Here is a 25,829-nt window from a genome sequence, read left to right on the forward strand (position 1 = left end):
GTTTTTTTAATTAATAAAAAACGGTATTTTATTGCCTAAATTTTATGGGTTATTAAATAATTTTCTTATTAAACGTTTTGTTTAATTGAGATAGGAAAGTAATGTCTAAAAATTATAATAATCAAAAAAATACTATATGGTTATTAAAAAAATAAAATGGAAATGAAAAATTATGAGCATTCAATTAGTATTAAATGAAAACCGTAAACACGGCGTACCAGTTAAGATTTACACCTCGGATGTTGAGCAAGGGGCGATGCAACAATTACGCAATTTGGCTCAGCTAGAGTTTGTACACTCGCATATTGCGGTGATGCCTGATGTACACGTTGGTAAAGGCGCCACAGTCGGCAGCGTGATCCCGACCAAGTCGGCAATTATTCCTGCCGCGGTCGGTGTCGATATCGGCTGTGGTATGAACGCAGTACGTTTGTCCCTGACGGCGAGTGATTTGCCTGACAGCTTACGGTCATTACGTTCAGTAGTAGAGCAGCAAGTGCCAGTCGGTTTTAATATGCACAAGCAAATTCAAGCCAAGAACTCAACGCTTGATCCATTAGGCAAGCGTCTAAAGCCAATTACTGATAAGTATCCGGGATTGCTAAAGATGCTCAAAGGTTTTGAGCGGACGTGGGCAAAGCAGCTGGGAACACTAGGCGGTGGCAATCATTTCATTGAGCTGTGTTTGGATGAGAACAAAGATGTCTGGGTAATGTTACATTCGGGCAGTCGCGGTATTGGTAACTGTATCGGTCGCTATTTTATCAATCTGGCAAAAAAAGAACGTCAATCGCGTTTTGGTCATGTGCCTGATCGTGATTTGGCTTACTTTGCCGAAGGGTCTGATAGCTTTGCTGATTATGTTGAAGCGGTTGGCTGGGCACAGGATTATGCGCTAGAGAACCGCCGCGAGATGATGCGCTTAGTGATTAAGTCATTGCAATCGCCACAAGCAGGATTGCCACGATTTCAGCTGACCAAAGAAGCCATCAATTGTCATCATAATTATGTCACCGAAGAAGTGCATTTTGGTGAGCAGGTTTATGTGACGCGTAAAGGAGCGATCAGTGCTTATGATGGTGAGCTCGGTATCATCCCAGGGTCTATGGGTGCAAAGTCTTTTATCGTACGTGGTCTTGGCGAAGCTGAGTCATTTTGCTCATGTTCGCATGGGGCAGGGCGACAGATGAGCCGTGGCAAGGCTGTACGAGCATTTACTATCGATGAGTTAAAAGCACAGACTGATGGCGTCGAGTGCCGTAAAGACGAAGGTGTCATCGATGAGATACCTGGCGCTTATAAAGACATTGATGAAGTGATGGCCAATCAAGCTGATTTGGTAGAAGTGGTGCATACGCTGAAGCAAGTCATGTGTATTAAAGGCTAATGAGTAAAATTATAGCGAGTCACGCCGGTGTTAATTGAGTTAAATGTACTGTTTACGCTTGATGTCTTAGTCGTGGCCTCACTATGCGGTTACTCAAATATATAAAACAGATTTAGCATTATTAAAAATATAGGTAACAACATGAGCTTAAAACAAACATTAAAAAAGGCCAAACAAATCGAACGGCAGTTAGAGCAACAAGCTGAAACAGGCGTTCAGCAGTCGTTAGGTACTGTTAAGCCACGCAACTATTTGGCACTGGATCCGCTATTAAAAAAAGGCGGTATTCACGAAAAGGAGGACATCGATATCGTTCGCAAAAAACGTCGCCGTGAGACCAAGCAGCGTTTGCGCCAGACGGATTGGTTGGCTGAATAACCATACCAAAGCAGTCATTGCTCATTTTCCAAAGAGTTTTGGTGTTAAGCCTAGAACGGCGTATCATCAATGAGTGTAATGATAATACATGATGCGTTGCTTTTTATCGGCACGCTTGACATCATTTCGAAAACAAACCCATTTTACTAGCAGTCCCTATGTATACTCATAATTGAGTAAGTTTGTATGCTACGTATTATGGATTTTTTCGTTCAAAAAGTGGAGAGATTATGAGTGATAATAGTAATGTTAATACATCGTTAGGTTTTGAAATGATAGAAAAACTAAAAGATAAAAAGCTGTGTAAAGTTCGGACAGTGACAACTTTTATCAACTTATATTCAGATATGGCAACGTGGCAAGCTGCACTGGAAGATGCTATTACACACTGTGAAAAAGTAGTCGCAAATCTAAATAGTAAAGACTATACCGTGCAATCAATACGGATAGTGACTAACCCATACGGTGAATACCTAGATACTTCAAGTCTATCGACGGCTTCTACTGGATTGGCAACAATCACTGATATTCTAGACGTACTTAATGAAGGCAAAAGTGGTCTGAGAGTGCGCTTTGCAATCGGTGAAGCCAAGACAGCACAGGAGATTGAGTTATTGCCCGAACTGATTGCGCGATATGGTGATTTATGCAACGCTTGTGTGAATGTGACTGCCAATGAGATAGGTGTTTTAGATAATGCACTTATTGAAAAATGCGCTGATACGGTACAAGCTATCGCTAAACTGACACCCAGAGGTGAAGGGAATTTTAATTTCACTGTAAATTTTAACTGCGATGAGTTTATTCCTTATTTTCCAGCAAGCTATCATAGCGGCAAGACTGAGAAGGGTTTTGTTGTTGGTCTTGAAACTCCCGATTTGTTGGTGGAAACGTTGCAGTACATCCGTAAAGAGTCTCTCTTAGATGGTATGACTTATCAAAAAGACCAGCAGTTTATATTTGATGCCTTGAGCAAAGCCTTGCAGTACCATATCAACAATATCGATGGTTGTGTGCAGCAGCTTAATTCAGCATCAGATTGGCGTTATCTCGGCATAGACACCTCACCAGCGCCTTCTAAAGATTGTTATTCTATGGTTGATGTCTACAAACTGCTTGGCGTACCTTATTTTGGCGCTTCAGGTACAGTGGAGACCTCTGCTTTACTGACCAGAGTTTTTAAGTCAATCACAGGCATCGATATAGTCGGTTTCTCAGGATTGATGCTGGCGGTTACTGAAGACAAAGGATTGGCGCAAGCCACACTTGATAATGAGTTTGATATTCCTATGTTGTTGACCAACAGTGCCATCTGCGGTATCGGTCTTGATACAGTTCCTATTCCAGGTGATACACCCAAGGATAAGTTATGTGCCTTAATGCGAGATACAGGTACCATGGCATATCGGTTAAATAAACCACTGACCGTGAGAGTATTTCCTGTTCCAGAGCTTGATGCTGGTGATATTACTCAGTTTGAGAGTAGTGATTTGTGCAATTGTGCCGTATTAGCAGTGCCTTGATGGTAACACCTGCTATTTATCAGTGGCAGTCATTTTTATGTGATGAGTTTTTGTCGATAATTGCAGTTCTATAAGTGATCAATACATATTGCTCAACTTAAAAACGATAAAAAAGCCGTTCACTATAATAGCGAACGGCTTTTTTTATTCTTACTCAAACTTATAATGCGACAGTTACGCTAGTATTTCGATTAGCTCACCTTTAACCATGTGCGGGCTAACGAAATCAGTAATGCGTACGCTGACAAGCTTACCCAACATTTCATCCATTTGCTCAACATCGTATGGGAACATGACGGTTCGAGTGTTATCTGCTGTGCCAATTAAGCAATCAGGATGACGATTAGCGATTTGCTCAACCAATACGCGTGTCGTAGTACCGACCATTTCATGCGTTTTCGCTAGCGTTGAGTCAACAATGACTTTTTGAAATTCTGCCAAGCGTGCCTTTTTAGTGGTAAAGCTAACATCATCTGGTAACTCAGCCGCTGGCGTGCCTGGACGCTTAGAGTAGATAAAGCTATAAGAATGATCGAAATTCAATTCTTTTGCTAGATTTAAGGTGTCTTGGAAATCTTGATCTGTCTCGCCAGGGAAGCCAATGATAAAGTCACTCGACAAGTGAATGTCTGGGCGAATGGCTTTAAGCTTATTAATCTGATCGATATAAACGTCAATCGTATGATTACGTTTCATCGCAGCCAAGATAGCGTTTGAGCCACTCTGCACGGGTAGATGCAGGTGCGATACCAGCTCTGGCAACTGTGCATAAGCATCAATGATGTCATCAGTAAATTCTAGCGGATGGCTGGTGGTATAGCGAATACGCTCTACACCATCAACGTGCGAGACATAGTGTAATAGCTCAGCGAAACGGCAAATACTGCCGTCGTCTTTTTCACCGCGATAGCCGTTTACGTTTTGACCCAATAGATTAATTTCACGGATACCTTGAGCGGCAAGGCTGTCAATCTCAGCCAATACGTCATCAAGTGGACGTGACAGTTCTTCACCGCGAGTATAAGGTACTACGCAGAATGAGCAATACTTTGAGCAGCCCTCCATAATAGATACGAAGGCTTTATAGCCTTCTACTCTTGGCTCTGGCAAAAAGTCAAATTTTTCAATACTAGGGAATGACACATCAATCGTACCAATACGATTTTTTGGTGCGATTTCACGCTGTTCGTTTGACTGATCATAGAGATCTGGAAGGCGATGCAAGGTTTGCGGGCCAAATACCATGTCGACATAAGGCGCACGTTTTTGAATGTTGTCGCCTTCTTGAGAGGCCACACAGCCACCCACACCAATGACTAAGTCTGGGCGTTTTTCTTTTAGTTTGCGCCAGCGACCCAATTCTGAAAACACTTTCTCTTGTGCTTTTTCGCGAATAGAGCAGGTATTCATTAGTAACACATCGGCTTCATCGATATCGTGCGTGACTTCCATACCATGTGAGTCACCGAGGACGTCGAGCATTTTGTCAGAGTCATAGACATTCATCTGACAGCCTTGAGTGGTCACAAAGACCTTTTTCGTCACTGCTTTCTCGACGGGCGCTTGGGCTGAACTTGCTTCATTGAGTGCAGTGATAGCTGGCGCGTCAGCAGTTGTTTCAGTAACGGCAGCGTCATTGATGCGGGGGTTGAATACAGTAACACTCATAAGGATAAGTCCATGATTGACCAAAAATATAGCAAAGTCGATGATTAACAGGTGGCGTATTTTATCACAACCCTGTGCCAATGTGAAAAATTAGCACAAGCGATAAATTGTCAATACGGTAAATAATTCATAGCAGTATCAATTGTTTACTATTACTAATACTGCTAATCATAAAAATAGAAGCTCACTATCACTTTTATGTTACACCGTGCTGTCATATTTATTAACAAAAGGTAAAGGAGATAGTTGAAAGCACAATGAGTATAGTATGATGATTGATATACCCTTGGCGGTACTTAACGAACCGTTGTTCACATATTTGTAGAGATATCATAAAGAGAGTCAGTATGACAAAGTTGCGTGTTGCGCACAGTATCAAGGACGACGAGTCTATCAGTCAAAAGCACGCGTCAAAGCGAATTACAGTAGGTACGCTACGGATGAGCGCGTTGAGCGTGGTAACAGCAGTCAGTGCACTTGGTGTGTCACAAGTCGCTTGTGCAGAGTTGACGTGGGGCGATGAGGACAGCTACCAACAAGAAAGTAATTATCAGCAAGGTTACCAGCAAGACAACAGTATCGACTCATTTATGTCAGCTGCTATCGCCGCAGATCGCGGTGATGTGAGTGCGCTTTATAACTATGAACAGATGATGAGTGGCGGTCTGTTTGCGATGTATCCGGCTTATTGGCGTATGAATTTAGACCTTAATTCACAGAGTTCAGCGGCTGTTTCTCAGTTTGTACGTCAGTATCCAGACACGGTTATGGCTGAGAAATTGGTAGCTGATTTTGCGGAGTCCAAAGCAGGGTCAAACGATTATGCTTCGGTGAGACAAGTAGCCAACTTGATCACCAATGCAGATGCCAGTGAACGATGTGCAATTGCGCTTGGGTTCAATAATGGTGGTGACACCATGCGTGCTATGGCAGCCAAGTCTGATGTATGGCTAACCACCAAAAAGCAACCAGCATTGTGTGATCAGTTAGCGATGGAGATGAATAACAACGCGCTAATTAGTGATCAGGATCGTGCTGCTCGTCTCAAGCGTATGTTACGTAAAGGCAAGACAGGCGACATTATGGCGTTATCATCACGCCTTGGTACACCTATTGCTTATTCTGCGCTGAGCGAAATTCAGCTAAACCCTTCGTCTTTCTTTAGCCGCTTCGGTCGTGAGCCTGCTAGCCAAACCAATCAATACCTATATATGTATGCAATCGGCCGTATGGCTGATAAGTCTTATCGTGAAGCAGCGTTACAGTTAGACTTTGATATCAAACAAGACAATCAGCGCTCCGTCAGATTATTGAATGACGAAACCCGACGCTATGCTTACCGCACCCTTGGCGTACAGCGTATGAATCACAATACTGACGATGGCTTTAACGCTGAAGCAGTCGATTGGTTCCGCAATAGTTTGGATGATGACTTTAATTTTGAAGAAGCAGAAGACTACGCCATGGCGGCAATCCGCTTCAGTCGTTGGGATGATGTGGTAGAAGCCATCTCAAAAATGAATGGCGAAACACAAAGAGAAGCCCAGTGGCAGTATTGGCTGGCTCGTGCTTACGAGCAGTCAAGCGATAGCAGCAAGCGTAATACGTCTAAAAAAATGTATCAAAACCTAGCAAAAAGTAATGACTACTATGGACTGATGGCAAAAGATAAAATAGGCCAGCGTTTTGATGCTAGCCGTTTAGGTGGTAGTAATTTACCTAACGTGAGTACTGCTGATCGCGCGCGCGTCATGCAAGATGCCAACTTTGCTCGTGCGTTTGCGTTGTACAACTCTGATGCTAGCCGTGGTTATGCCAACCGCGAATGGAACTGGGCAGTTAAGCAAGCTCGTGACAATCGTGATGATAATTTGATTATTGCTGCTGCTCGTCAAGCCTATGATATGGGCTGGCTCGATCGAGCGATTTATGCGATTGATAATACCGATAGGGTGGATAGCTTAGCACTCTCGCATCCGATGCCGCATCAAAGTGCAGTCGTGCGTTATAGTGAGTCAGCAGGTATTGATCCAGCGTGGGCATATGGCATTATGCGTCAGGAAAGCCGTTTCGTATCCTCTGCGCGCTCAAACGTAGGCGCGAGTGGACTAATGCAAGTCATGCCTAATACCGCAAAATATATCGCTCGAAATCTAGGTGAGACTTATAGTGCGAGCCGTGCTAATAGCGGTGATACCAATATTCGCTATGGTACGTGGTATATGGGTGATATCTTGGGTAAGCTCAACTATCAGCCCGTATTGGCAACTGCAGGCTATAACGCTGGACCTAACAATGCCAAACGCTGGCAGCCAGTTTATGGTTCACTCGCCGCAGATCAGTATGTAGAATCGATTGCGTTTCCTGAGACACGCAACTATGTCAAACACGTGATGGAAAATGCCACTATTTATGGTAGTTTGTTAGGCCGTGGTCAGCCGATTAGCCAGCGTATGGGTACGATACCAACTGGATTTTAGCCACTGAATGTATATTCGATAAACCACTAATGATTTATTGTTAGTGGTTTATTTTTATCTGCTGGTTTGTTCTGCTAAGGTATTGCTTAGCTGGCTCAGGCAAGTTATACATCCGTTATTTTTCAGTACTTTACCAATATTTATCGAGCTTTCTGACGATGTCGTCAACGTTTACGTTTTTGCTATAGATTAAAAAAAACGTTTTGTTACCATTGCCTTAATGGAAAATCCTATTCTTCAGTCTTGTTCTTAGGTCAATGCGTGTTTTATGTATCGCGTCTAATGATTTAAGTTATAGCCTATGTCTTATCATTGCTAATTAACTGCCTTTAGTCCTATGATCAAAAAATATTCTAGTCTGTCTATGTCGCCAAAAACCAAATATTCGCTATTTAGTCGGATATGCTCACTATCGAACGCAGAGGCAAATACAAAGACAAACGTGAGTAATAAGGCTGTCAATTCTATGGTTCGATTGCGTGCAACTTTGGCTAGTAACCACAGCTTAGGTAGCATTAAAGCAACGATGAGCTTCGGCGCTTTATTACTCATACAAGGTGTTGTTCTTTTGCCAGCACAGGCAGCTAGTACAGCTAAGAGTGGTCAGCGCGTATTAATGATTGAGATGACACCAGCATTATGTAGTATGCAGCCAACACGTGCCCGTATGCGTCAGTGTTTAGAAGGATATTCATTGACCGTATCTGGTCTGGATATGGGATATGGTGAACGCTGCGGCCGTGGTAGTGAGCCACGCCTTACACCACTACAATTAAAAGTCGTCAACCGCATCATGCCTGACACCACGGTACGTAGCCAAGCGTGGCAGCGCTATGGAGCCTGTAGTCCACTTAGTGCCAGCAGTTATTTTCGACAGATTACTAACTATGCAGGTGGATTAAAATTACCGAACGAGCTAAATACTGGCAACAGTTATACGGTTTCCAAATCAAGATTTATCAGTCAAATGACCCGTCTCAATAGTGGTATGTCTTCCAATAGTGTGGATCTTATTTGTCAAAATGGCAGCCGTCGTCAATCAATACTCACTGATATACATGTGTGTTATGAAGGTAATGACTTCGGTACTTGTCATGATGTTGTAGACAGCTGTGGTAGTCGATTTATCATTTCAGGTGGACGATAGTCTTTACTTGTCTGCTTAGACCTCTCTTTTAATATCATTTTCAATATCTTTTGTTTGTATCTAGCAGTATAGACTGCCTATTTTGACCGTTTTAGCTACGTATAACATGATCACAAGATGCTTTGTCTTTCACTTCTACAGCCCTTTAGCGCTTTATCTATAAGCGCTTAGCCTCTACAAAAATTCTTCCGTATAAAATGTAACAATATAATCCCTGACAGGTCTATGACTGTATCTAGACGGTCACTGCGATGAAGTGCTACACTAGCTCTCGGTTTATACATGCTGCTATGCGGCAAACAAGTCGATATCTAAAATGATAATCGTTCATTAGAATTATCTAATAATTAATTAGGGAGTATTCAATGTCAATGAAACAGCCTTTACGTGTTGCCGTCACTGGTGCCGCTGGTAATATCAGCTACGCGATGCTATTTCGTATTGCATCTGGCGAGATGCTAGGTAAAGATCAGCCAGTTATTTTGCAATTACTTGAAATTACGCCAGCTCTTGACGCCCTAAAGGGTGTGGTCATGGAACTAGAAGACTGTGCATTCCCATTGTTGGCTGGTATTGTCCAAACTGACGATGCTAATGTCGCATTTAAAGATATCGATTATGCTTTACTGGTTGGTGCACGTCCTCGTGGCCCAGGTATGGAGCGTAAAGATTTGCTAGAAGCCAACGCTGCGATCTTCTCAGCACAAGGTAAAGCATTGAACGAAGTCGCTAGCCGTGATGTAAAAGTATTGGTAGTTGGTAACCCTGCTAACACGAACGCACTTATCGCTCAGCGTAATGCACCAGATCTTGATCCACGCAACTTCACTGCAATGACTCGTCTTGATCACAACCGTGCTATGGCACAGTTGGCTGGTAAGACTGACAGCACTGTAAATGACGTGAAAAAAATGATCATCTGGGGTAACCACTCATCAACTCAGTATCCAGATCTAACCGCTTGTACTGTAAACGGTAAGCCTGCACTAGACTTAGTGGATCGTGACTGGTACGAAGCGACTTATATCCCAGAAGTACAACAGCGCGGTGCTGCGATCATTAAAGCTCGCGGTGCATCATCTGCTGCTTCTGCTGCCAACGCTGCTATTGCACACATGCGTACGTGGGCACTAGGTAGTGATGAGAATGATTGGGTATCGATGGGCGTTTACTCAAACGGCGAATACGGTATTGCTGAAGGTTTGATCTACTCATTCCCATGCACATGTACTAACGGCGACTGGTCTATCGTAGATGGCGTTGACGTATCATCAGATTTCTCTAAAGAGAAAATGGCTGCCACTGAGCAAGAGCTTAGTGAAGAGCGTGATGCAGTAGCACACCTGCTTCCATAAGTAGCTAATCTGCTAAAGCTGCTATATAAACAGCTTAGAAAAAGCCCTCTAGTATAGAGGGCTTTTTTGTACCTATGAGAAATAGGCAAATGAGAGCAGTCGAATTTACTCTATTAAATCGGTAAAAGTAGTTTACCGTTAATACAATTGATAACGTTAGATAAACGTTGATTAACAGCTATTAAAGTAAAGCTTGCTACAATAAATGTATCAATTTGAAGAATAAGCACGTTAAACAAGAAGTGCGATCATGTTCGTACTATTTAAGGAGAAAGATATGTTGGGTGAACCAGAATATACAATGAATGAGCTATTTGCACAACTGGGTCTAGATAATTCAGATGAAGCAATCAATGACTTTATTGAAAAAAATGCTTTGGCAAAAGAAGAAAAGCTTACAGAAGCTAATATTTGGACAGATAATCAACGCATGTTCTTGCAAGAAGAATGGCAAAAAGATGCAGCGTGGGTAGAAACTATCGATGAGTTAAACGTACGTCTACATCCTAGTGCATAAAGACTTATAACATTAGACAAAACCCCCGCGATACTAGTCCTATCGCGGGGGTTCTTATGTCTAGAAAATAACTAAATCTTAAATTTGCTTTTCATCTTAAATTTGCTTTTCGCGCCACTCAAGTAAATCAGCGACATCTTGATGAATGCCAGCTTTTAAGGCTTCTAATCCATCATAGCGACGTTCACCATGCAAAAAGTGTAAGAAACGTACTTGTAGGTTCAATCCGTATAAATCGGCTTGTAACTTTGGAAAATGAACTTCTAATCGCCAGTCACTACCTTTATCGACAGAGGGTCTTTTGCCAATATTAGCTGTGCCAAACAAACTATGCGCGCGCAACCCCGCAACACCTGCATGACCGTCAGTGGCAAGGGTAGTCAAGCCATCTGCTATTACATTGCCATCAGCGTCTAAGCTCACCACATCGACCGCAAAAATACCATGTAAGGCGGGCTTTATTCGTTGCAAATCGATATTTGCGGTAGGAAAATCTATCGTGCGACCTATCTGGTCACCGCGAACAACCACTCCTGTGATTGCATATGTACGACCAAGTAGCCTGTTAGCTGCCTGAAGCTCACCTGCCAATAGTAAATCGCGAACACGAGTAGAGCTAATGCGTGTAGCATTACTATTTATATCAGTAGTACAGTCATTAATTACGTTATGTTCGTCAATAATGCTGTTAGCATTGTCATCAGTGACCGTATGCAGATTGGTCACATGTAGCCCATAGTTACGCAAAAACTGACTGTCGCCAGTACGGTCATGACCGAAGCGGAAGTCATCGCCTAACACCAATGCTTTTACGTTCAGACGCTTGGCTAGTATATCGGCAAATGCTTGTGCTGATAGTGACCGAAACTCTGTATCAAAACCTGCTACGATCAATGTTTCAACACCATATTCTGCTAACAGTGCTTGCTTCTCTGCCAGATTAGTCAGACGTGCAGGTGCTTTGGCGGGTGCAAAAAACTCACGTGGCTGTGGCTCAAATATCATGACCGCTGCCCTCAAATTTTGGGTACGCGCAATCTCGCGAACTTGGGCTAGCATTGCCTGATGACCGAGGTGTACACCGTCAAAATTACCGATAGTGAGCACGCAAGATGCCAACTCTACTGGCACAGCGTCCGTAGATGAAGGGTTTGTTGACAAAATTAGTTGCTCAAGAAAATAGGTTTTCATAAGTTTTCAGCTATGATGAGACCAAATAAAAAACGAAAAACACGTCTATGCTTAAAATTGATGTGTCTAAAACCAGCCATTATAAAGTAAAATAGCCACACTAACATCCTATAGTCTACGTGTAATGCAAGTATGACGCATAGGAAGTCTATTCTTTATGACCAATGTTTTTAATAACAATCCTAACGACGATGGAGATCTTATGACTGATGCTGCCTTGAACACTATACCAAATGAATTATCAACATATCAGCTTACTGATCAGTTCGTTGTACAGCGTGCGAGTAAAGAAGATTTGGCAGAAGTCTTAGATATTTATAATCAAAGCATACCGGGTAAGCAAGCAACAGCCAATCTTGCACTGGTTACGGTAGAGGAGCGTGCTGCTTGGTTTAACGAGCATCTAGATAGCGCAACCAGACCAATATATGTGGTCAAAGCATTACAATCAAATGATGCAAATCAAGCAAAGCTGCCAGTAGTTGCATGGGGCAGTTTTAGTGATTTATATGCGCGTACGGCCTATCATATCAGTACCGAGATTAGTATTTATTTGAATCAAGACTATCAGGGCAAAGGATTGGGAAGTTTGCTGACCCATTGGATGTTGACGCAAGCACCAAGCTTGGGTATTCGAAACATCATCGCACTAGTTTTTGCTCATAATCAGCCAAGTTTAGGATTGTTTCGTAAGCTTGGCTTTGAGCAATGGGGTTATATGCCAGAAGTTTGCGATATGGAAGGGTTTATCGCTGATGTTGTGATGCTTGGTAAAACAGTGACATCAGATGAAATCTTAGATGAGGCATCTGATACGCTTTAACCTAAAATCTTCCATTGACCTTCTATCTTCTGTAGCTGGTAGGTCAGTGGTGCAGGTTCGCTCTGTCCTTTTAGCATTAGCTCGCCAGTAATGGTGGCACGAGTTTTGTCATCATTATACTTGGTATCAGTAATCGTAACGCCATCTACCGTTTGCTGAAATGCAGCCTGAGTATTGGCAAGCTCTTCTTCAAAGTTTGCCATATCTACTTGATAATATGACGCTGCATCTTTTACGTCTCCATAATATAAGCTGTTTAATGCTTGCTTAACAGTATCCTCTGGTGTACCTGCTTGAGTAGGGTTGGTTACTAAGCTTTTTTGTTCGGCGGGGGCAGTTACTGGATTAATATTGTCACTATTAATTGCTATCTCATCTTCAGCGTCATCTGTAATTTCTTCTGTTTCGCTATCACTGTCAGCGACCTCTGTCTGGTCAGTTGTCTCGTTGTCTAATGTGACATCTTCTGAGGTATCAACGGTCTCCGCCATATCTTCACTATCAGTAACAGTTTCAGCCGACTCATTATTGCTACAGCCACTAATAAGTAGTCCAGTGCTTAACACACCAGTGGCTAGCAGAATTGGTAAGCGCTGGAAGATTGGCTGTTTCGTTGTCATATTAAAACCTCAGACTTTATGTATTTATTAGTGATCTATTATGACAATGATCAGCAGCGAGCATTGTCATTTCTCATAACAGGCTTGTTTTGGTTTCGTAAGCCCATTATGAATTTTCTTATCATTTAGACTAACCGTGTTTTAGCTGGCGCGGGCGAAAACCAGTGGCTAGCAATACCACACCATACACTAGTGCTCCGATGGCACACATAATAATTAGCGCAACGATACGTTGCCACTGGGCATCGTCTGTAGGGAAATAAGGTAGCATAAAATAGAGTACGCCAACCATAGAGCCAGTCGAAATAGCAAACTGTACAAACAGCTTTTTCCAATGTGGGCCAAAACGGAAGATATTACGCTTATGCAAGAAGTAATATAGCAAGCCTGCGTTTACAAAAGCAGCACCAGTCGTAGCCAATGCCAAACCACCATGCAGCGGTATTTCTAAGAAGTAAAATATTCCGATAAAAATAACACTAAAGATCATATTGGCAATGACAGAAATGATGCCGATTTTTACGGGAGTTTTGGTATCTTGACGCGCAAAGAAAGCGGGAGCAAATATCTTAATCAGCATAAATCCTAAGATGCCACCTGCCATACTACGCAGAGCCAGTGAGCTCATCTGTGCATCACGTAAGGTGAATTCACCACGTAAAAACAGTGCTTGCATCAAGACATCTGCCAGTACAAACAGCGCAGCCGAAGCAGGTATACCGACTAAGATAATAAGGCGTGCTGCCCAGTCGATGGTTTTTTTGAAATTGACATCGTCTTTTTGAGCTTCACTTTTCGACAAACTAGGTAAAATAACTGTACCAATTGCCACCCCAATCAGCCCTAATGGCAGCTCGCTCATACGTTCAGCTGCATAAAGCCAAGAGACCGACCCACCGATCATCAATGAAGCAAACACAGTATTGAGTAAGAGGTTAATTTGGGTGACAGATACACCAAAGATAGCAGGTAACATCAATTTTAAAATTCGACGAACGCCTTCGTGCTGGAAATCAACCTTTGGTGCGACAAGCAGTTTTTGTTGCCAAAGCTGCGGTAGTTGTATCAAGAACTGTAGCAAACCTGCGATAGCCACGGCATATCCAAGCGTCATAATGGGCGTATCAAACATCGGTGCGAAAATCAGCGCACCACCAATCATACACAGATTCAATAGCACCGGTGCAAAGGCAGGTGCAGCAAAACGGCCATAGCTTTGCAAAATACCACTCGCAAAAGCTGTCATAGAAATAAATAGTAAGTACGGAAAGGTAAGGCGTAGCAGCTCAGCGGTAATGGCAAATTTATCAGGTTGATCGGCAAACCCAGGGGCAAACAATGTTACTACCCAAGGTGCAATTAGGATGACAACCACGGTAAGCATCGATAACACTAGCAACAATGCGCCCGAGGTACGACTGACCAAAATCTGAACTTGTTGTAAGCTGTACTTTTCTTTGTATTCGGACAGTACAGGCACGAATGCTTGGCTAAACGCACCTTCCGCAAACAGTCTTCGTAAAAAGTTTGGGATTTTGAAGGCGACCAAGAAGGCATCCATCAGACCACCTGCACCAAAAACCCCTAGCAATACAACATCACGTATCAAACCTAAAATACGCGATAACATGGTCATACTGCTGACCACCATGGTTGAACGAAATAACCGACTTTTTGCCATGAGAACCTATCTTGCCAAGTTGTATATTGAATTATGTGCTGGTGTAATGTGGATGAAAAACTGACGAATTATATCACTTTCATAATTGAGATAAATGGATTGAGTGTGGAAATCATTTATGCGACGGTGTATCGTTTTTTGTTGAATCAGAAACTAACTGGCGCAATCTTGCCCATTCAAAGTAATCACCAGGGTCAGTCTTACGCCCAGGCGCGATATCACTGTGGCCAGTCAAGTGGCGACGTGTTTTAGGATAAGCTTCATAGATAGCACTGACGACTTGTGCGAGCCTGTCATATTGCATGTCAGTGAAAGGCGTAAAATCCGACCCTTCAAGCTCGATGCCAATGCTATAATCATTACATTCAGGTCGGCCTAAGTAGCTAGACCGCCCAGCATGCCAAGCCCGTTCGTTGAAATTGACAAACTGAGTGATAGCGCCATCACGTTCGATTAACAGGTGCGCTGATACTTCTGCGCCCTTGATTGTTTGAAAATAAGGGTGAGCATCCCAGTCTAATTGATTGGTAAATAATGCTTTCACATAGTGTGTGCCATTAGTGTCGCAGGCACCAAACTCATTCGGTGGTAGGCTAATGTTATGTACAACGATGGCGTCAAGGCTCAAACCTGTTGGTCTTACATTATAATTGGGTGAGGCTAGCCAAGTGGCTGCTGATAGCAGTCCATCTTTGATGGTCATTGGCGACGTGGATGATGAGTTTGGTGATGATGCAGTCATAACACTCTCTTTTTATACTAGTATTGATAATGATGTGATAGGCAATCTATCTAAGTAGCTAAACGATAGCGGGCGATGTATTTGGTTTTTTGACCCAGAAACTTTAATAACGCTGATAGCGTATGAACAATAACGTGCGAGATTCTACCTCATGTCTATAAAACTGATGTCCATACCTATCGATTGTACGCTAATGACCATTGGCCTGCGAGCAAGCCTACCGTTAGCAGTAGCAGGAATATTACTTTCGGCGCAAGCGCAGGCATTTTTACCAACGCCATTGTCCGTTCTTGAAACAGAGGCACTGTCACCTGACGCATCTAGCATAGCACCGATTTATTCTGATTCAGACGTATTGGCTGAGCCCAAAGATATTAATAGCACTGAACCTAGTATTCAAAATAGTACTTTATCGGATTTAAGTGTGGCTACAGGCCAGTTGCTATCGACATGGCGGCAACAAGTAAAAGCAGACAATTTGGCACAGCATACAACATGGCGACGCTTATTGTATTTTTACGATGATAAAAACAGTGTATTTGGTAAAAAGCAAACCGAGAGTTTGGTCGATGACCCGAGCTTTTTTTTGAGTAAGAATGGTCAACGAGATTCAGGTGTAGAATTAGATGCGATGCTCGTAGCACTTGCGCAAGAGTTAGCGTCATCATCAGCAACTGATAACAACCAAGTTAAAACTGATAATAATAATTCTGTCTTATGTCGTTTTCCAGCGCGAGTGGCATGGTTGACAGAGGTGCTAGCGATCGATGCTGCAAGTCTATCAGCTGAGTGTCCTGAGTTAGATGAATGGATGTCGACACTGGCGCCTGAGCAGCTATCTATTATGTTTGCGCAGGAGTATTTGGACAATCCACTCTCGGCGTTTGCTCATACGTTGCTACGCATTGACTCAAAAGCGAGCATCGCCGATCCAAATCAAATCGATAAGGCTTATGCGCTGAACTATACGGTAGACGGTGATCCAAACGACAGTTTTCCAGTCTATGCTACCAAGTCAATGATTGGTAGCTACGATAGTGCTATCGAGATTGATTCTTATCCAGAGATGCTAGCGAAATATCTGCAAGGTGATGAACGTGACGCGTGGACATATCAGTTGAGTTTGACGCCAGCGGAAGTTCAGCAGATTATGCGCCACGTTTGGGAAACCAAAGCGTTAAAGATGCCGTATTACTTTACCACGGACAACTGTGCTTCCGAGATTTTGCGCCTTATTGATGTGGTTCGTCCGCAGCAAAACTTATTGAGCCACTTGTCTTATGCCGTCGTACCTTTTGATGTGATTCAGCTACTAAATGATGAGCAGTTGCTGGCAAGTACCACTTATACACCTGCTGATAATACTTTACGTCAAGCTCAGCTCAATGAGAAAAAACAACAGTACGCGCAGTTGGGCTATCATAATAGAGCTAAACAAACCGTGAATGAGATCAAGTCTGCGCAGCTTAACCCTGTATCGAGCATGTCAGGTGATGGGCAAACGCTACTTAAGCGTCAAATCGACGTATCCGATAATAATCCGATAGACAGGCATCCGCTACAGTTGGGCACGATAGCTATAGGGCAGCGTGGGGACAATGACTATATGGATATTGGGTTTCGAGCGGGCTTTCATGATACGCTTGACCATGCTTCAGGATACCCACAGTTTTTTAACTTGGAAGGGCTAGCGGCAACATTGCGACTGTATGATACGGATGACAATAAACCTCATCAGCCAGACAGTGTGGTCTTGCAAAACGTTACCTTAATTCGTGGCCGCTCTTTTAACCCTATTAATACTGCCAAAAAGGGCAACACTTGGGGCGCTAGTATCGAGGCAACACGAGTAAATGATGGCTCGCAAAAAACAGGTACGGATCATCTGGTCGGTAGTATCGGTTACGAGAAAGGCTGGTCATGGGCATTTGGTACGCCAGCTGCAGGTACTGGTGAGATGCCGCCGCAACTGTGCTATACATTTTTGGCAGGTACGGGGCAAGTAGGACGTGGTATCAATAAAGGTTTTCGTCTAGGCGCAGGTATCAATGCGGGCTGCCGTTATCAGATTAACAATCAGTTACGCGCACAAGCTGAATTGCAATTGCCATATTGGTATCATGGCAGCAGCGATGAATCCAACGTTCGTGGCCATTATTGGCAACCAATATCAAGCCTAGGACTGCAATACGATATTGATAAAAAGCAAGCATTACGTATTAATGCTAATTATGAATGGCAAGAACGTATCGATGCCAATGATGATATACAGCTATCGTACAGACGGTATTTTTAGACCTTGGTTTAGCCACTGATTTAGGCATTAATTTAAACAAAATGGCTTCTAAGCGCTGTAATAGTTATACAAAGGGAAAGGTGCTTTATGAGTACGCAAAACTTACTAATTATCGGTCAAGGTGATATCGGCCTGCCAGTGACCAACAAACTTGCGCAAGATGGCTATTGTGTGACTGGGCTTGCTCGTAGTGAGCGCCACCATTATGATTTAGTAGATAGCGCAGATTTTTTGCAGACTGATGCGTTGACGCTGACGACTGAGCAACTGCAAGAGTTTACTCATATTGCGATTATCGTCACCCCTGACGAGTATTCAACCACCGGTTATCACGACAGTTATCTAGCGATTAGTCAGCATTTGGCAACGCTTGCTCCACAGCTCGCTAAAATTGAGCGTGTGGTATTCGTCTCTTCTACTGGTGTCTATGGTCAGGACAATGGCGAATGGATTGATGTGCATACTGTACCTGTCACGCCTGCGCGTGAAGCCTCGAAGGTCATATTGCAAGCAGAACAAGCGCTGCAACAAGGCTTTGGTGATAAAGCAGTGGTCATCCGTCCTAGTGGTATCTATGGGCGTGAGCGCTTAATGCGACTACGTAAGGCTCGTGAGCCGAATAAAGATCCAGTGCCAGCTGAGCATTGGAGCAACCGTATTATGGATTGCGACTTGGTCAATATCATCACTAAAGTTTTGACCATAGAGACACCAAAGTCTGTCTATCTAGCGACGGACTATCGACCTGTTACTACGTTTGAGCTAGGGGTTTGGCTCAGTGAGCAGGTTGGCGAGACACCTCCTACTATTGATAATACAAAAACTTCAGTGACAGGAAAACGCTTGCACAGCAACATTCCGTTAGCTTGGCTTGATTATGCTGATTGGCAGACAGGCTACCGAGATATTTTAAATCATCAAGAGTAAGCCTTTAGAGTTAAGCCCTAGAGAGGAAAATAGCCCTTGATGTAATCGTTTTTATTTGTTTCGTATTTTATAGTTTATGGAGATTTCATGTCCCAGCCTTCTACTTCTGACGACCGTTTGTCTCATGCTAATCTGGCAACAGAAGGCGGGCAGCTAGCAGAAGGTAACGTCCAAAAAAAGGCTGAGCAATCGTCTATATTAGCTGATTCGCAGCAACCTGCGATCGTACATCCTAACTTTGATCCCAAACAACATCCTCTTGATCCTGCCAGACCATTGAGTGATATTCCTGAGCCTGCTCGTCGCCTGAATGGTCAACTGCGCAAGCTTTATGGCAACTCGACTCGATTCTATCAGCCCAATGCAGACAGCTTATCGAAATGGTCACTAATTGCCTCAGAAGCACTGGCTGAGCATTTATCATTGCTGAATGCGGCACAGCTTATCGAATTACCTGATAGCTTTTATCAGAATCATAGTGAGCAGCCATTATTGCCAGCATTGTCAGATATGACATTATTAGATATGTCAGATATTCAGCAGGCGATTCGTGCTTATCCAAAACTGAACCGTTATGGGTTTTTGCCTACTGATAGTTCTACAGTAGTTGAATCAGCTAGAGACTCAGATAATGACTCAAATCATGACAACAGGGCTGAAAATTCTTCCGTATCTATGCGCGCATTGACCAAACGTTATAATCCTGATGAGCTACTTAACAGTCTGTATGCTGACGATTGGCAAGTGATATTGCAACCGCAGCAGTTTGAGACAGGCGAGGGCAGCTTGGCAACGGATATCATGGCATGTAGCGTGGCTGTCCATGCGCTAAAGCAATGTAGTACCCGTAAGAGTATCAATCATAGTTATAGCGCCGCAGAAATATGTCAGCATATGCGTAGCTACTTGCTCAGTCAGATCGTTTGTGAGCCGTCACAGCGTCACGCATATCGTCAGATTCGACTGTTTGCTGGTCATATTATTGTTGCCGCTTATCATTTGGGCTGGGAGATACAAGTACGAGCAGATGGACAAAGCTATTTTAATATCTCGTCGCGTAGTGGTTTGTTGACTCGCTATGCCAATATGCAGGATTATGAGATCAATGGTTGGTCAAGTTGATCAATAATGCGTACAATAATGCAAATTTTTTGCCCCCTCTTTTTGCTGATAGGAATGTCATAATGTCTCATGTAACACGCCCTCAAGACCCTACATTTTCATCTCATCAATTTATTCAACTGGCTCTAGACAACCAAGTTCTCAAGTTCGGTGAGTTTGTCCTAAAGTCTGGTCGTATTAGTCCATACTTTTTTAATGCAGGCTTGCTTGCGACTGGTGAGATGTTGTCGTTACTAGCACGTGGTTATGCAGATGCCTTAGCTGAACAAATGGGTGCAAATAATGGCGATAATGAGCAAGAGCTAGTCATCTTTGGTGCGGCTTATAAAGGTATTCCTTTTGTCGCAGCGACAGCGCAAGCGTTATGGTTACACCATGGCATCAATGCTAAATGGGGCTACAACCGTAAAGAAGCCAAAACTCACGGCGAAGGTGGAAATCTAGTAGGTGCTGACGTAACTGGCAAGGCCGTTTGGGTGCTTGATGACGTCATCACAGCAGGTACAGCCATGCGCGAAGTGGTCGAGATTTTAGAGCAAGCAGGCGCAAGCGTTGCTGGTATTATCGTCGCACTCGATCGTAAAGAAAAAGGTCAAGCCGAGCACTCTGCTATTCAAGAGCTTGCCGCAACACTAGAAGTGCCAGTTCGTGCATTGGTCGATATCGACGATTTGATCAGTTATTTGGCCGACGACAATAGCCAATATAAAGACGCGACCCAGTTAGCCAAAATGCAACACTACCGTGAGCAGTACGGCGTATAGTTGGGCACTGAGTTCGTTTCATATTAACAATATAACGTAAGTGAGTCTTATCATGAGCCAACAAAAACAAGAGAAATCGCTAAAAATACTCGTTATTATGGATCCTATCGAGCGAGTCAATTATAAAAAAGACACCAGCCTCGCTATGATGTGGGCCGCTCAAGATCGTGGACATCAGCTTGGTTATTGTCAGATTCATGACTTGTGGTTGGACCGTGGTCAGTTGATGGTTGATACGCAGCCGCTTACAGTGAAGCGTGATCCTGCAGATTTCTATACATTGGGTGATAAAAGCACAGGACCAGTCGGCGATTATGACGTGATCTTGATGCGTAAAGATCCGCCGTTTGATATGCGCTTTATCTACGCCACTTATATGCTTGATCATGCCAAAGCAGCAGGCGTACTCGTGGTCAATGATCCACAAGCAATTCGCGACTGTAATGAGAAGCTATTTGCAACGTGGTTTAGCGATTATATGAGCCCAACGATTGTGACTAGTAAACAAGCACATATTCGTAAATTCATCGCTGAACAGCAGGACGTCATCGTCAAGCCACTAGATGGTATGGGCGGCACTGGTATTTTCCGTTTGACTGCTGATAGCCCAAATATTGGGGTGACGTTAGAGATACTGACTGAGCTTGAGACTTTACCCATCATGGCGCAGCGTTATCTGCCAGAGATTAAAGAGGGCGATAAACGCGTGTTAATCGTCGATGGAGTCGTAGTAGATTATAGTTTGGCCCGTATTCCAACGAAAGGCGAGACCCGTGGTAATCTAGCAGCTGGTGGTAATGGTGTTGCTATGCCATTGACTGGTATCGAACGCCAAGTAGCAGAATTTGTGGCACCAATCGTTAAAGAAAAAGGCCTAATGTTTGTTGGTCTAGACTTGATCGGTGGGCGTATCACGGAGATTAACGTCACTAGCCCAACGTGTGTACGTGAGATTGATGATCAATGCGGTACAGATATCGCAACCGACTTTATCATGGCGATTGAGAATAAAGTTAAGGCATAGTTTTATCTATACTAAGGAAGCTTTTGACTACGTAAAGCTGGTATTGTTAGTCATTAATTTCTCTTATCGTTTATTAGCATTACACGGCGCCAAGCCTTGAGCAGTCATGGCTTGGACTTTTGTTGTTTTTGCTGCATAAAGTACTGTATATAAGACAATAATTTCCTCTATACTATGCGGGCTTTGGCTAGGTCATTATTTTTTATAACCGGCATCGCAGCAGTGAGATAAACTCTTCATATAAATAAAGTAAAGACAGGCAGGCGTTCATGAAAACACCGCATATATTGATGATGGCAGCTGGTACGGGCGGGCATGTTTTTCCAGCGCTTGCAGTGAGCGACGAGCTGACCCAACGCGGTGCGGTGATTCACTGGTTGGGGACGCCAAATGGGATGGAAAACGGTTTGGTTGAACCGACAGGCTATCCCTTCCATGCTATTAATATGCAAGGGCTGCGTGGCAAAGGCGTTGGTCGACTACTAAAGCTGCCTGTCACTCTGTTGTCAGCGACGATGGCTGCCGTAAAAGTGATTCGTAGTAATCAGATTGATGTGGTCGTTGGGTTTGGTGGTTACGTCACTGCACCTGGTGGTATTGCTGCGCGTATGACTAATACGCCATTGATTATTCATGAGCAAAATGCCATCGCTGGTATGAGCAATCGCTATTTATCTAAGCTGTCGACCAAGACATTACAAGCATTTGAAAATACCTTTGCTAATAGTCAGCAAGATGCCAAGCTTGAGACAGTAGGCAATCCTGTGCGTAATGCCATCACTGGTGTCACAGATCCAACCATACGCTACGAATTAAATAACAGTTCACCGCTTAAACTGTTGGTAGTAGGCGGTTCACTTGGCGCTCAGGTATTAAATGATACAGTACCAAAAGCACTAGCATTGCTAGGTCAGCCATTTGAAGTGCTTCACCAGTGTGGACGCAACAATGAATCAGCCACGCAAGCGGCTTATAGCGAACAAGACCTAAACAATCATCAGTTTACTGTGCAGCCATTTATTGATGATATGGCTGCAGCTTATAACTGGGCGGATATCATCGTTTGCCGCGCAGGTGCATTGACAGTGACTGAAATTCAAAACGTCGGAATAGCCGCTGTCTTTGTACCACTACCGCATGCAGTTGATGATCATCAGACGGCTAATGCGCGCACGCTGACCTCGCATGATGCTGCAATTTTGTTGCCGCAGTCAGAGCTAACTGCCAAAAGCCTGAGTGATGAGCTTGGCGCACTCAATCGAGAGAAGTGCTTAACAATGGCTAAGAAAGGCCATGCATTGGCCAACCGTAGTGCGAGTAAGCAAGTTGCTGACATCATTTGGCAAGCGCTATAGTCTGTAACCTAGCCCCCTTATTTGAATTTACTAAATTTTATTGACCTTTAATAAAGAGAGACCCTTATGCCTACCTCTGCGAAAGCTTTACCTAAGCGTTTGATTGAAATACCAGAGATGCGCCGTATTCAGCATTTGCATTTCATCGGTATTGGTGGCTCAGGCATGTGCGGTATCGCTGAGGTGATGAATAATCAAGGTTATCAGGTCAGTGGCTCTGACATCGCAGAAAGCTTAGTGACCAAACGGTTACAGCAAATTGGCATTGAGATATCGATTGGCCATGACTCCAAAAACATCGCCAACGCTGATGTTATCGTTGTCTCATCAGCGATTGACCGTAGCAACCCTGAGGTAAAAGCAGCGCTTGAAGCTCGATTGCCAGTAGTACGCCGTGCCGATATGCTTGGTGAACTAATGCGCTATCGTCATGGTATTGCGGTTGCTGGCGCACATGGTAAAACGACGACGACCAGTTTGCTTACTACGATGATGGCAGAAGGGCAACTAGACCCTACCTATGTTATCGGTGGTAAATTAAATGCGTCAGGCAAAAATGCAGCATTAGGTAGCAGCCGCTTCTTGGTTGCAGAAGCTGATGAGTCTGATGCATCCTTCTTATCATTACATCCTATGGCGGCGATTGTGACTAACATCGACCAAGACCATATGGAAACCTATGAAAATAGCTTTGATAAATTAAAAGCCGCTTATATCCAGTTTCTACAAAACATGCCATTTTACGGTTTGGCAGTGGTCTGCGGTGATGACCCTGAACTATATGCAATGATTGATGATATCGGTCGTCCAGTATTGACCTTTGGTTTTGAGCCGTTCAATGATGTGCAAGCTGTTGATTTAGAGACTGAAGGTACCAAAACTCACTTTACAGTATTACGCCGTGACCGTGAACCATTGCGCCTGACGTTGAATATTCCTGGTACGCACAATGTCTATAACGCTCTTGCCGCCATCACTATGGCGACCGATGAAGGCGTTGACGATGCAGCAATTGAGCGTGCTTTGCAGAAGTTTGAAGGCGTGGGTCGTCGTTTTGAGCAACATGCCTCTGTTGATATCGATGATGGCAATGTCTTATTGATTGATGATTATGGTCATCATCCAAAAGAAGTCGATGCTACCATCAAAGCCGCTCGTCAAAGCTTCCCTGATCGTCGTTTAGTGATGCTATTTCAGCCGCATCGTTACAGCCGTACCCGTGATTGTTACGATGATTTTGTGGAAGTGCTATCGAGTGTTGATGAGCTATTATTATTAGATGTTTATTCAGCAGGCGAGAGTCCGATTACAGGTGCTGACACCAAGTCATTAGCGCGCAGTATTCGTTTGCGTGGTGAAGTTGAACCGACCATCGTTGATAAAGACAATCTAGCCCCTGTTATGCAGCGTTTGTTGAAAGCCAACGATATGCTAATCACCCAAGGTGCTGGTAATGTTGGGCAGATTGCTATCGATTTGGCCGCCAATAACCTTTATATTAAGTAAGCTAAAATTTAGGGACAAACCTCATGACAACTGATAATAAAGACAATAATAGCACTCAAAAGTCAGCTATCAATGATACATCTTTAGATGTGACAACTAATGCAGAAGACGCTAGTCAGTTTGGTAAAGTAGCGGTTGTTTATGGTGGTAGTAGCAATGAGCGCAGCGTATCTCTGGACAGTGGTGCAGCAGTATTGCAAGCGCTCCAAAACCAAGGCGTTGATGCGACTCACTTTGATCCAAAGCACCAGGACATTACTGATCTACGCGGATATGACCGTGTGTTTAATGTATTGCATGGTCGCGGCGGCGAAGATGGTCTGCTACAAGGCGTATTACAGTGGTTTGAGATACCGCAGACAGGATCAGGCATTCTAGCTTCTGCACTTGGTATGGACAAAGTACGTACCAAGCAGCTATGGCATGGTTGCGGTCTATCGACTGCACCGTTTTCATTGTTGACGGCTGATACCGACTGGCAGCAAGTGGTCAATATGTTAGGTCTACCACTTATCATTAAGCCAGTTCATGAAGGTTCAAGTATTGGTATGACCAAGGTCCATCATCTTGATGAGCTACCTGCTGCTTATGCAACTGCGGTGCAATGCGGCGATGCGGTGATGGCTGAGCGCTGGATCACAGGTCGTGAGTTTACGATCGTTATCATCGATGATGAAGCTTATCCTGTTATTCGCCTCGAACCAGCTGATATCACTAACTTCTATGATTTTGAAGCCAAATATAATCGTAATGATACCAGTTACTATATTCCATGTGGATTGAGTGCTGCTGATGAAAAGCATTTGCAAGATTTGAGTCTTGCGGCGTTTCGTGCAGTAGATGCAAAAGGATGGGGACGTGTCGATGCCATGCAAGATGAAGCGGGCAATTTTTGGTTGCTCGAAATTAATACCGTACCAGGTATGACCAGTCATAGTTTGGTTCCAATGGCAGCCAAAGCTCGGGGACTAGATTTTGACGCCCTATGTTGGCACATTTTGGCACAGACGTTATAGTCGCCATTTCAATCAAATTAAGCAAGTGATGATGTCTTTTTGTATCACTAGAGCTGCTATACCACAGCCTCATGTAAACTTGTGTAAATTCACTACCACTAATTAGTGTTTGACTATTGTTTAACCATAAAATACGTTAATATTGTAAAAATAGGCATGTTTTGACGATATTTGTGTTTTTTGATGGATACAGCTGTTAACTTATTCATAATTTAAGAAAAATGTTACGTTTAGATGAGCGTAATGGCTGTAGGTAAGCTGTATTTTTAATAAAATTTGATAATATATCGACTTAATAAGCTTCTGC

At 43.5% G+C, this 25,829-nt stretch carries 21 protein-coding genes; 16 read left to right on the forward strand and 5 right to left on the reverse strand.

All coding sequences use genetic code 11. The features are described from left to right. Positions 1-172 precede the first annotated feature (172 nt). From ACT3QN_RS07785 to ACT3QN_RS07795, 3 genes are all read left to right on the forward strand, one after another. Positions 173-1,387: an RtcB family protein gene (locus tag ACT3QN_RS07785; RefSeq protein WP_444522935.1), complete on the forward strand. Its 1,215-nt coding sequence runs from the start codon at positions 173-175 to the stop codon at positions 1,385-1,387. A 141-nt stretch (positions 1,388-1,528) separates the two neighbouring features. Then, complete coding sequence (locus ACT3QN_RS07790) at positions 1,529-1,765, forward strand: hypothetical protein (protein ID WP_444522934.1); 237 nt, start codon at positions 1,529-1,531, stop codon at positions 1,763-1,765. A gap of 230 nt (positions 1,766-1,995) precedes the next feature. Continuing rightward, entirely contained in the window at positions 1,996-3,288 is a 1,293-nt protein-coding gene (locus tag ACT3QN_RS07795) for a DUF711 family protein (protein WP_444522933.1), read from the forward strand. Positions 3,289-3,462: 174 nt separating this feature from the next. Here the strand turns inward: ACT3QN_RS07795 and miaB are convergent, their stop codons facing one another. Next, on the reverse strand, positions 3,463-4,956 hold the full coding sequence (gene miaB / locus ACT3QN_RS07800) for a tRNA (N6-isopentenyl adenosine(37)-C2)-methylthiotransferase MiaB (RefSeq protein ID WP_444522932.1): 1,494 nt from the start codon (positions 4,954-4,956) through the stop codon (positions 3,463-3,465). Between the two features lie 347 nt (positions 4,957-5,303). Between miaB and ACT3QN_RS07805 the strand changes: the two genes are divergently transcribed. From ACT3QN_RS07805 to ACT3QN_RS07820, 4 genes are all read left to right on the forward strand, one after another. Then, positions 5,304-7,436 carry a transglycosylase SLT domain-containing protein gene (locus tag ACT3QN_RS07805; protein ID WP_444522931.1) on the forward strand — a complete coding sequence of 711 codons (2,133 nt, stop codon included), beginning with the start codon at positions 5,304-5,306 and terminating at the stop codon, positions 7,434-7,436. Positions 7,437-7,878: 442 nt separating this feature from the next. Next, positions 7,879-8,583 carry a ribonuclease T2 gene (locus tag ACT3QN_RS07810; RefSeq protein WP_444522930.1) on the forward strand — a complete coding sequence of 235 codons (705 nt, stop codon included), beginning with the start codon at positions 7,879-7,881 and terminating at the stop codon, positions 8,581-8,583. A 365-nt stretch (positions 8,584-8,948) separates the two neighbouring features. Further along, a complete protein-coding gene (locus tag ACT3QN_RS07815; RefSeq protein ID WP_444520209.1) occupies positions 8,949-9,938 on the forward strand; it encodes a malate dehydrogenase in 990 nt (329 codons plus the stop codon). A 277-nt stretch (positions 9,939-10,215) separates the two neighbouring features. Continuing rightward, the gene (locus tag ACT3QN_RS07820) at positions 10,216-10,455 is read left to right on the forward strand and encodes a DUF2789 domain-containing protein (protein ID WP_444522929.1); all 240 of its coding nucleotides are present in this window, start codon (positions 10,216-10,218) and stop codon (positions 10,453-10,455) included. A 96-nt stretch (positions 10,456-10,551) separates the two neighbouring features. On the opposite strand, the gene ribF is transcribed toward ACT3QN_RS07820, so the two are convergent. Continuing rightward, positions 10,552-11,646: a riboflavin biosynthesis protein RibF gene (ribF, locus tag ACT3QN_RS07825; protein ID WP_444522928.1), complete on the reverse strand. Its 1,095-nt coding sequence runs from the start codon at positions 11,644-11,646 to the stop codon at positions 10,552-10,554. Between the two features lie 157 nt (positions 11,647-11,803). Between ribF and ACT3QN_RS07830 the strand changes: the two genes are divergently transcribed. Beyond that, the gene (locus ACT3QN_RS07830) at positions 11,804-12,469 is read left to right on the forward strand and encodes a GNAT family N-acetyltransferase (RefSeq protein WP_444522927.1); all 666 of its coding nucleotides are present in this window, start codon (positions 11,804-11,806) and stop codon (positions 12,467-12,469) included. Here the strand turns inward: ACT3QN_RS07830 and ACT3QN_RS07835 are convergent. The 3 genes from ACT3QN_RS07835 to ampD all read right to left on the reverse strand — a co-directional run bounded on the left by ACT3QN_RS07835 (position 12,466) and on the right by ampD (position 15,512). Beyond that, positions 12,466-13,089 carry a hypothetical protein gene (locus ACT3QN_RS07835; protein WP_444522926.1) on the reverse strand — a complete coding sequence of 208 codons (624 nt, stop codon included), beginning with the start codon at positions 13,087-13,089 and terminating at the stop codon, positions 12,466-12,468. The two genes, ACT3QN_RS07830 and ACT3QN_RS07835, sit on opposite strands and share 4 nt — an antisense overlap. 130 nt (positions 13,090-13,219) lie before the next feature. Next, positions 13,220-14,770, reverse strand: coding sequence for a murein biosynthesis integral membrane protein MurJ (murJ, locus tag ACT3QN_RS07840; protein ID WP_444522925.1), 1,551 nt, complete (start codon positions 14,768-14,770; stop codon positions 13,220-13,222). A 112-nt stretch (positions 14,771-14,882) separates the two neighbouring features. Then, positions 14,883-15,512, reverse strand: a complete 630-nt coding sequence (gene ampD / locus ACT3QN_RS07845) for a 1,6-anhydro-N-acetylmuramyl-L-alanine amidase AmpD (RefSeq protein ID WP_444522924.1) — start codon at positions 15,510-15,512, stop codon at positions 14,883-14,885. 151 nt (positions 15,513-15,663) lie between these two features. Between ampD and ACT3QN_RS07850 the strand changes: the two genes are divergently transcribed. The 8 genes from ACT3QN_RS07850 (at position 15,664) to ACT3QN_RS07885 (ending at position 25,522) form a co-directional block, all read left to right on the forward strand. Continuing rightward, the gene (locus tag ACT3QN_RS07850; RefSeq protein WP_444522923.1) at positions 15,664-17,808 is read left to right on the forward strand and encodes an Lnb N-terminal periplasmic domain-containing protein; all 2,145 of its coding nucleotides are present in this window, start codon (positions 15,664-15,666) and stop codon (positions 17,806-17,808) included. Positions 17,809-17,895: 87 nt separating this feature from the next. Further along, complete coding sequence (locus ACT3QN_RS07855; protein WP_444522922.1) at positions 17,896-18,735, forward strand: SDR family oxidoreductase; 840 nt, start codon at positions 17,896-17,898, stop codon at positions 18,733-18,735. A gap of 87 nt (positions 18,736-18,822) precedes the next feature. Next, entirely contained in the window at positions 18,823-19,857 is a 1,035-nt protein-coding gene (locus tag ACT3QN_RS07860) for a hypothetical protein (RefSeq protein ID WP_444522921.1), read from the forward strand. 62 nt (positions 19,858-19,919) lie between these two features. After that, positions 19,920-20,621, forward strand: a complete 702-nt coding sequence (gene pyrE, locus ACT3QN_RS07865) for an orotate phosphoribosyltransferase (protein ID WP_444522920.1) — start codon at positions 19,920-19,922, stop codon at positions 20,619-20,621. Between the two features lie 52 nt (positions 20,622-20,673). Next, positions 20,674-21,645, forward strand: a complete 972-nt coding sequence (gene gshB, locus ACT3QN_RS07870) for a glutathione synthase (RefSeq protein WP_444522919.1) — start codon at positions 20,674-20,676, stop codon at positions 21,643-21,645. Between the two features lie 269 nt (positions 21,646-21,914). Further along, a complete protein-coding gene (gene murG / locus ACT3QN_RS07875) occupies positions 21,915-23,000 on the forward strand; it encodes an undecaprenyldiphospho-muramoylpentapeptide beta-N-acetylglucosaminyltransferase (protein ID WP_444522918.1) in 1,086 nt (361 codons plus the stop codon). A gap of 66 nt (positions 23,001-23,066) precedes the next feature. Beyond that, a complete protein-coding gene (gene murC / locus ACT3QN_RS07880) occupies positions 23,067-24,506 on the forward strand; it encodes a UDP-N-acetylmuramate--L-alanine ligase (protein WP_444522917.1) in 1,440 nt (479 codons plus the stop codon). A gap of 23 nt (positions 24,507-24,529) precedes the next feature. Next, positions 24,530-25,522, forward strand: coding sequence for a D-alanine--D-alanine ligase (locus ACT3QN_RS07885; RefSeq protein ID WP_444522916.1), 993 nt, complete (start codon positions 24,530-24,532; stop codon positions 25,520-25,522). Positions 25,523-25,829 lie beyond the last annotated feature (307 nt).

Origin of the sequence: Psychrobacter sp. AOP7-C1-14 (assembly GCF_052376135.1) — a bacterium.
Classification (GTDB): Bacteria; Pseudomonadota; Gammaproteobacteria; order Pseudomonadales; family Moraxellaceae; genus Psychrobacter.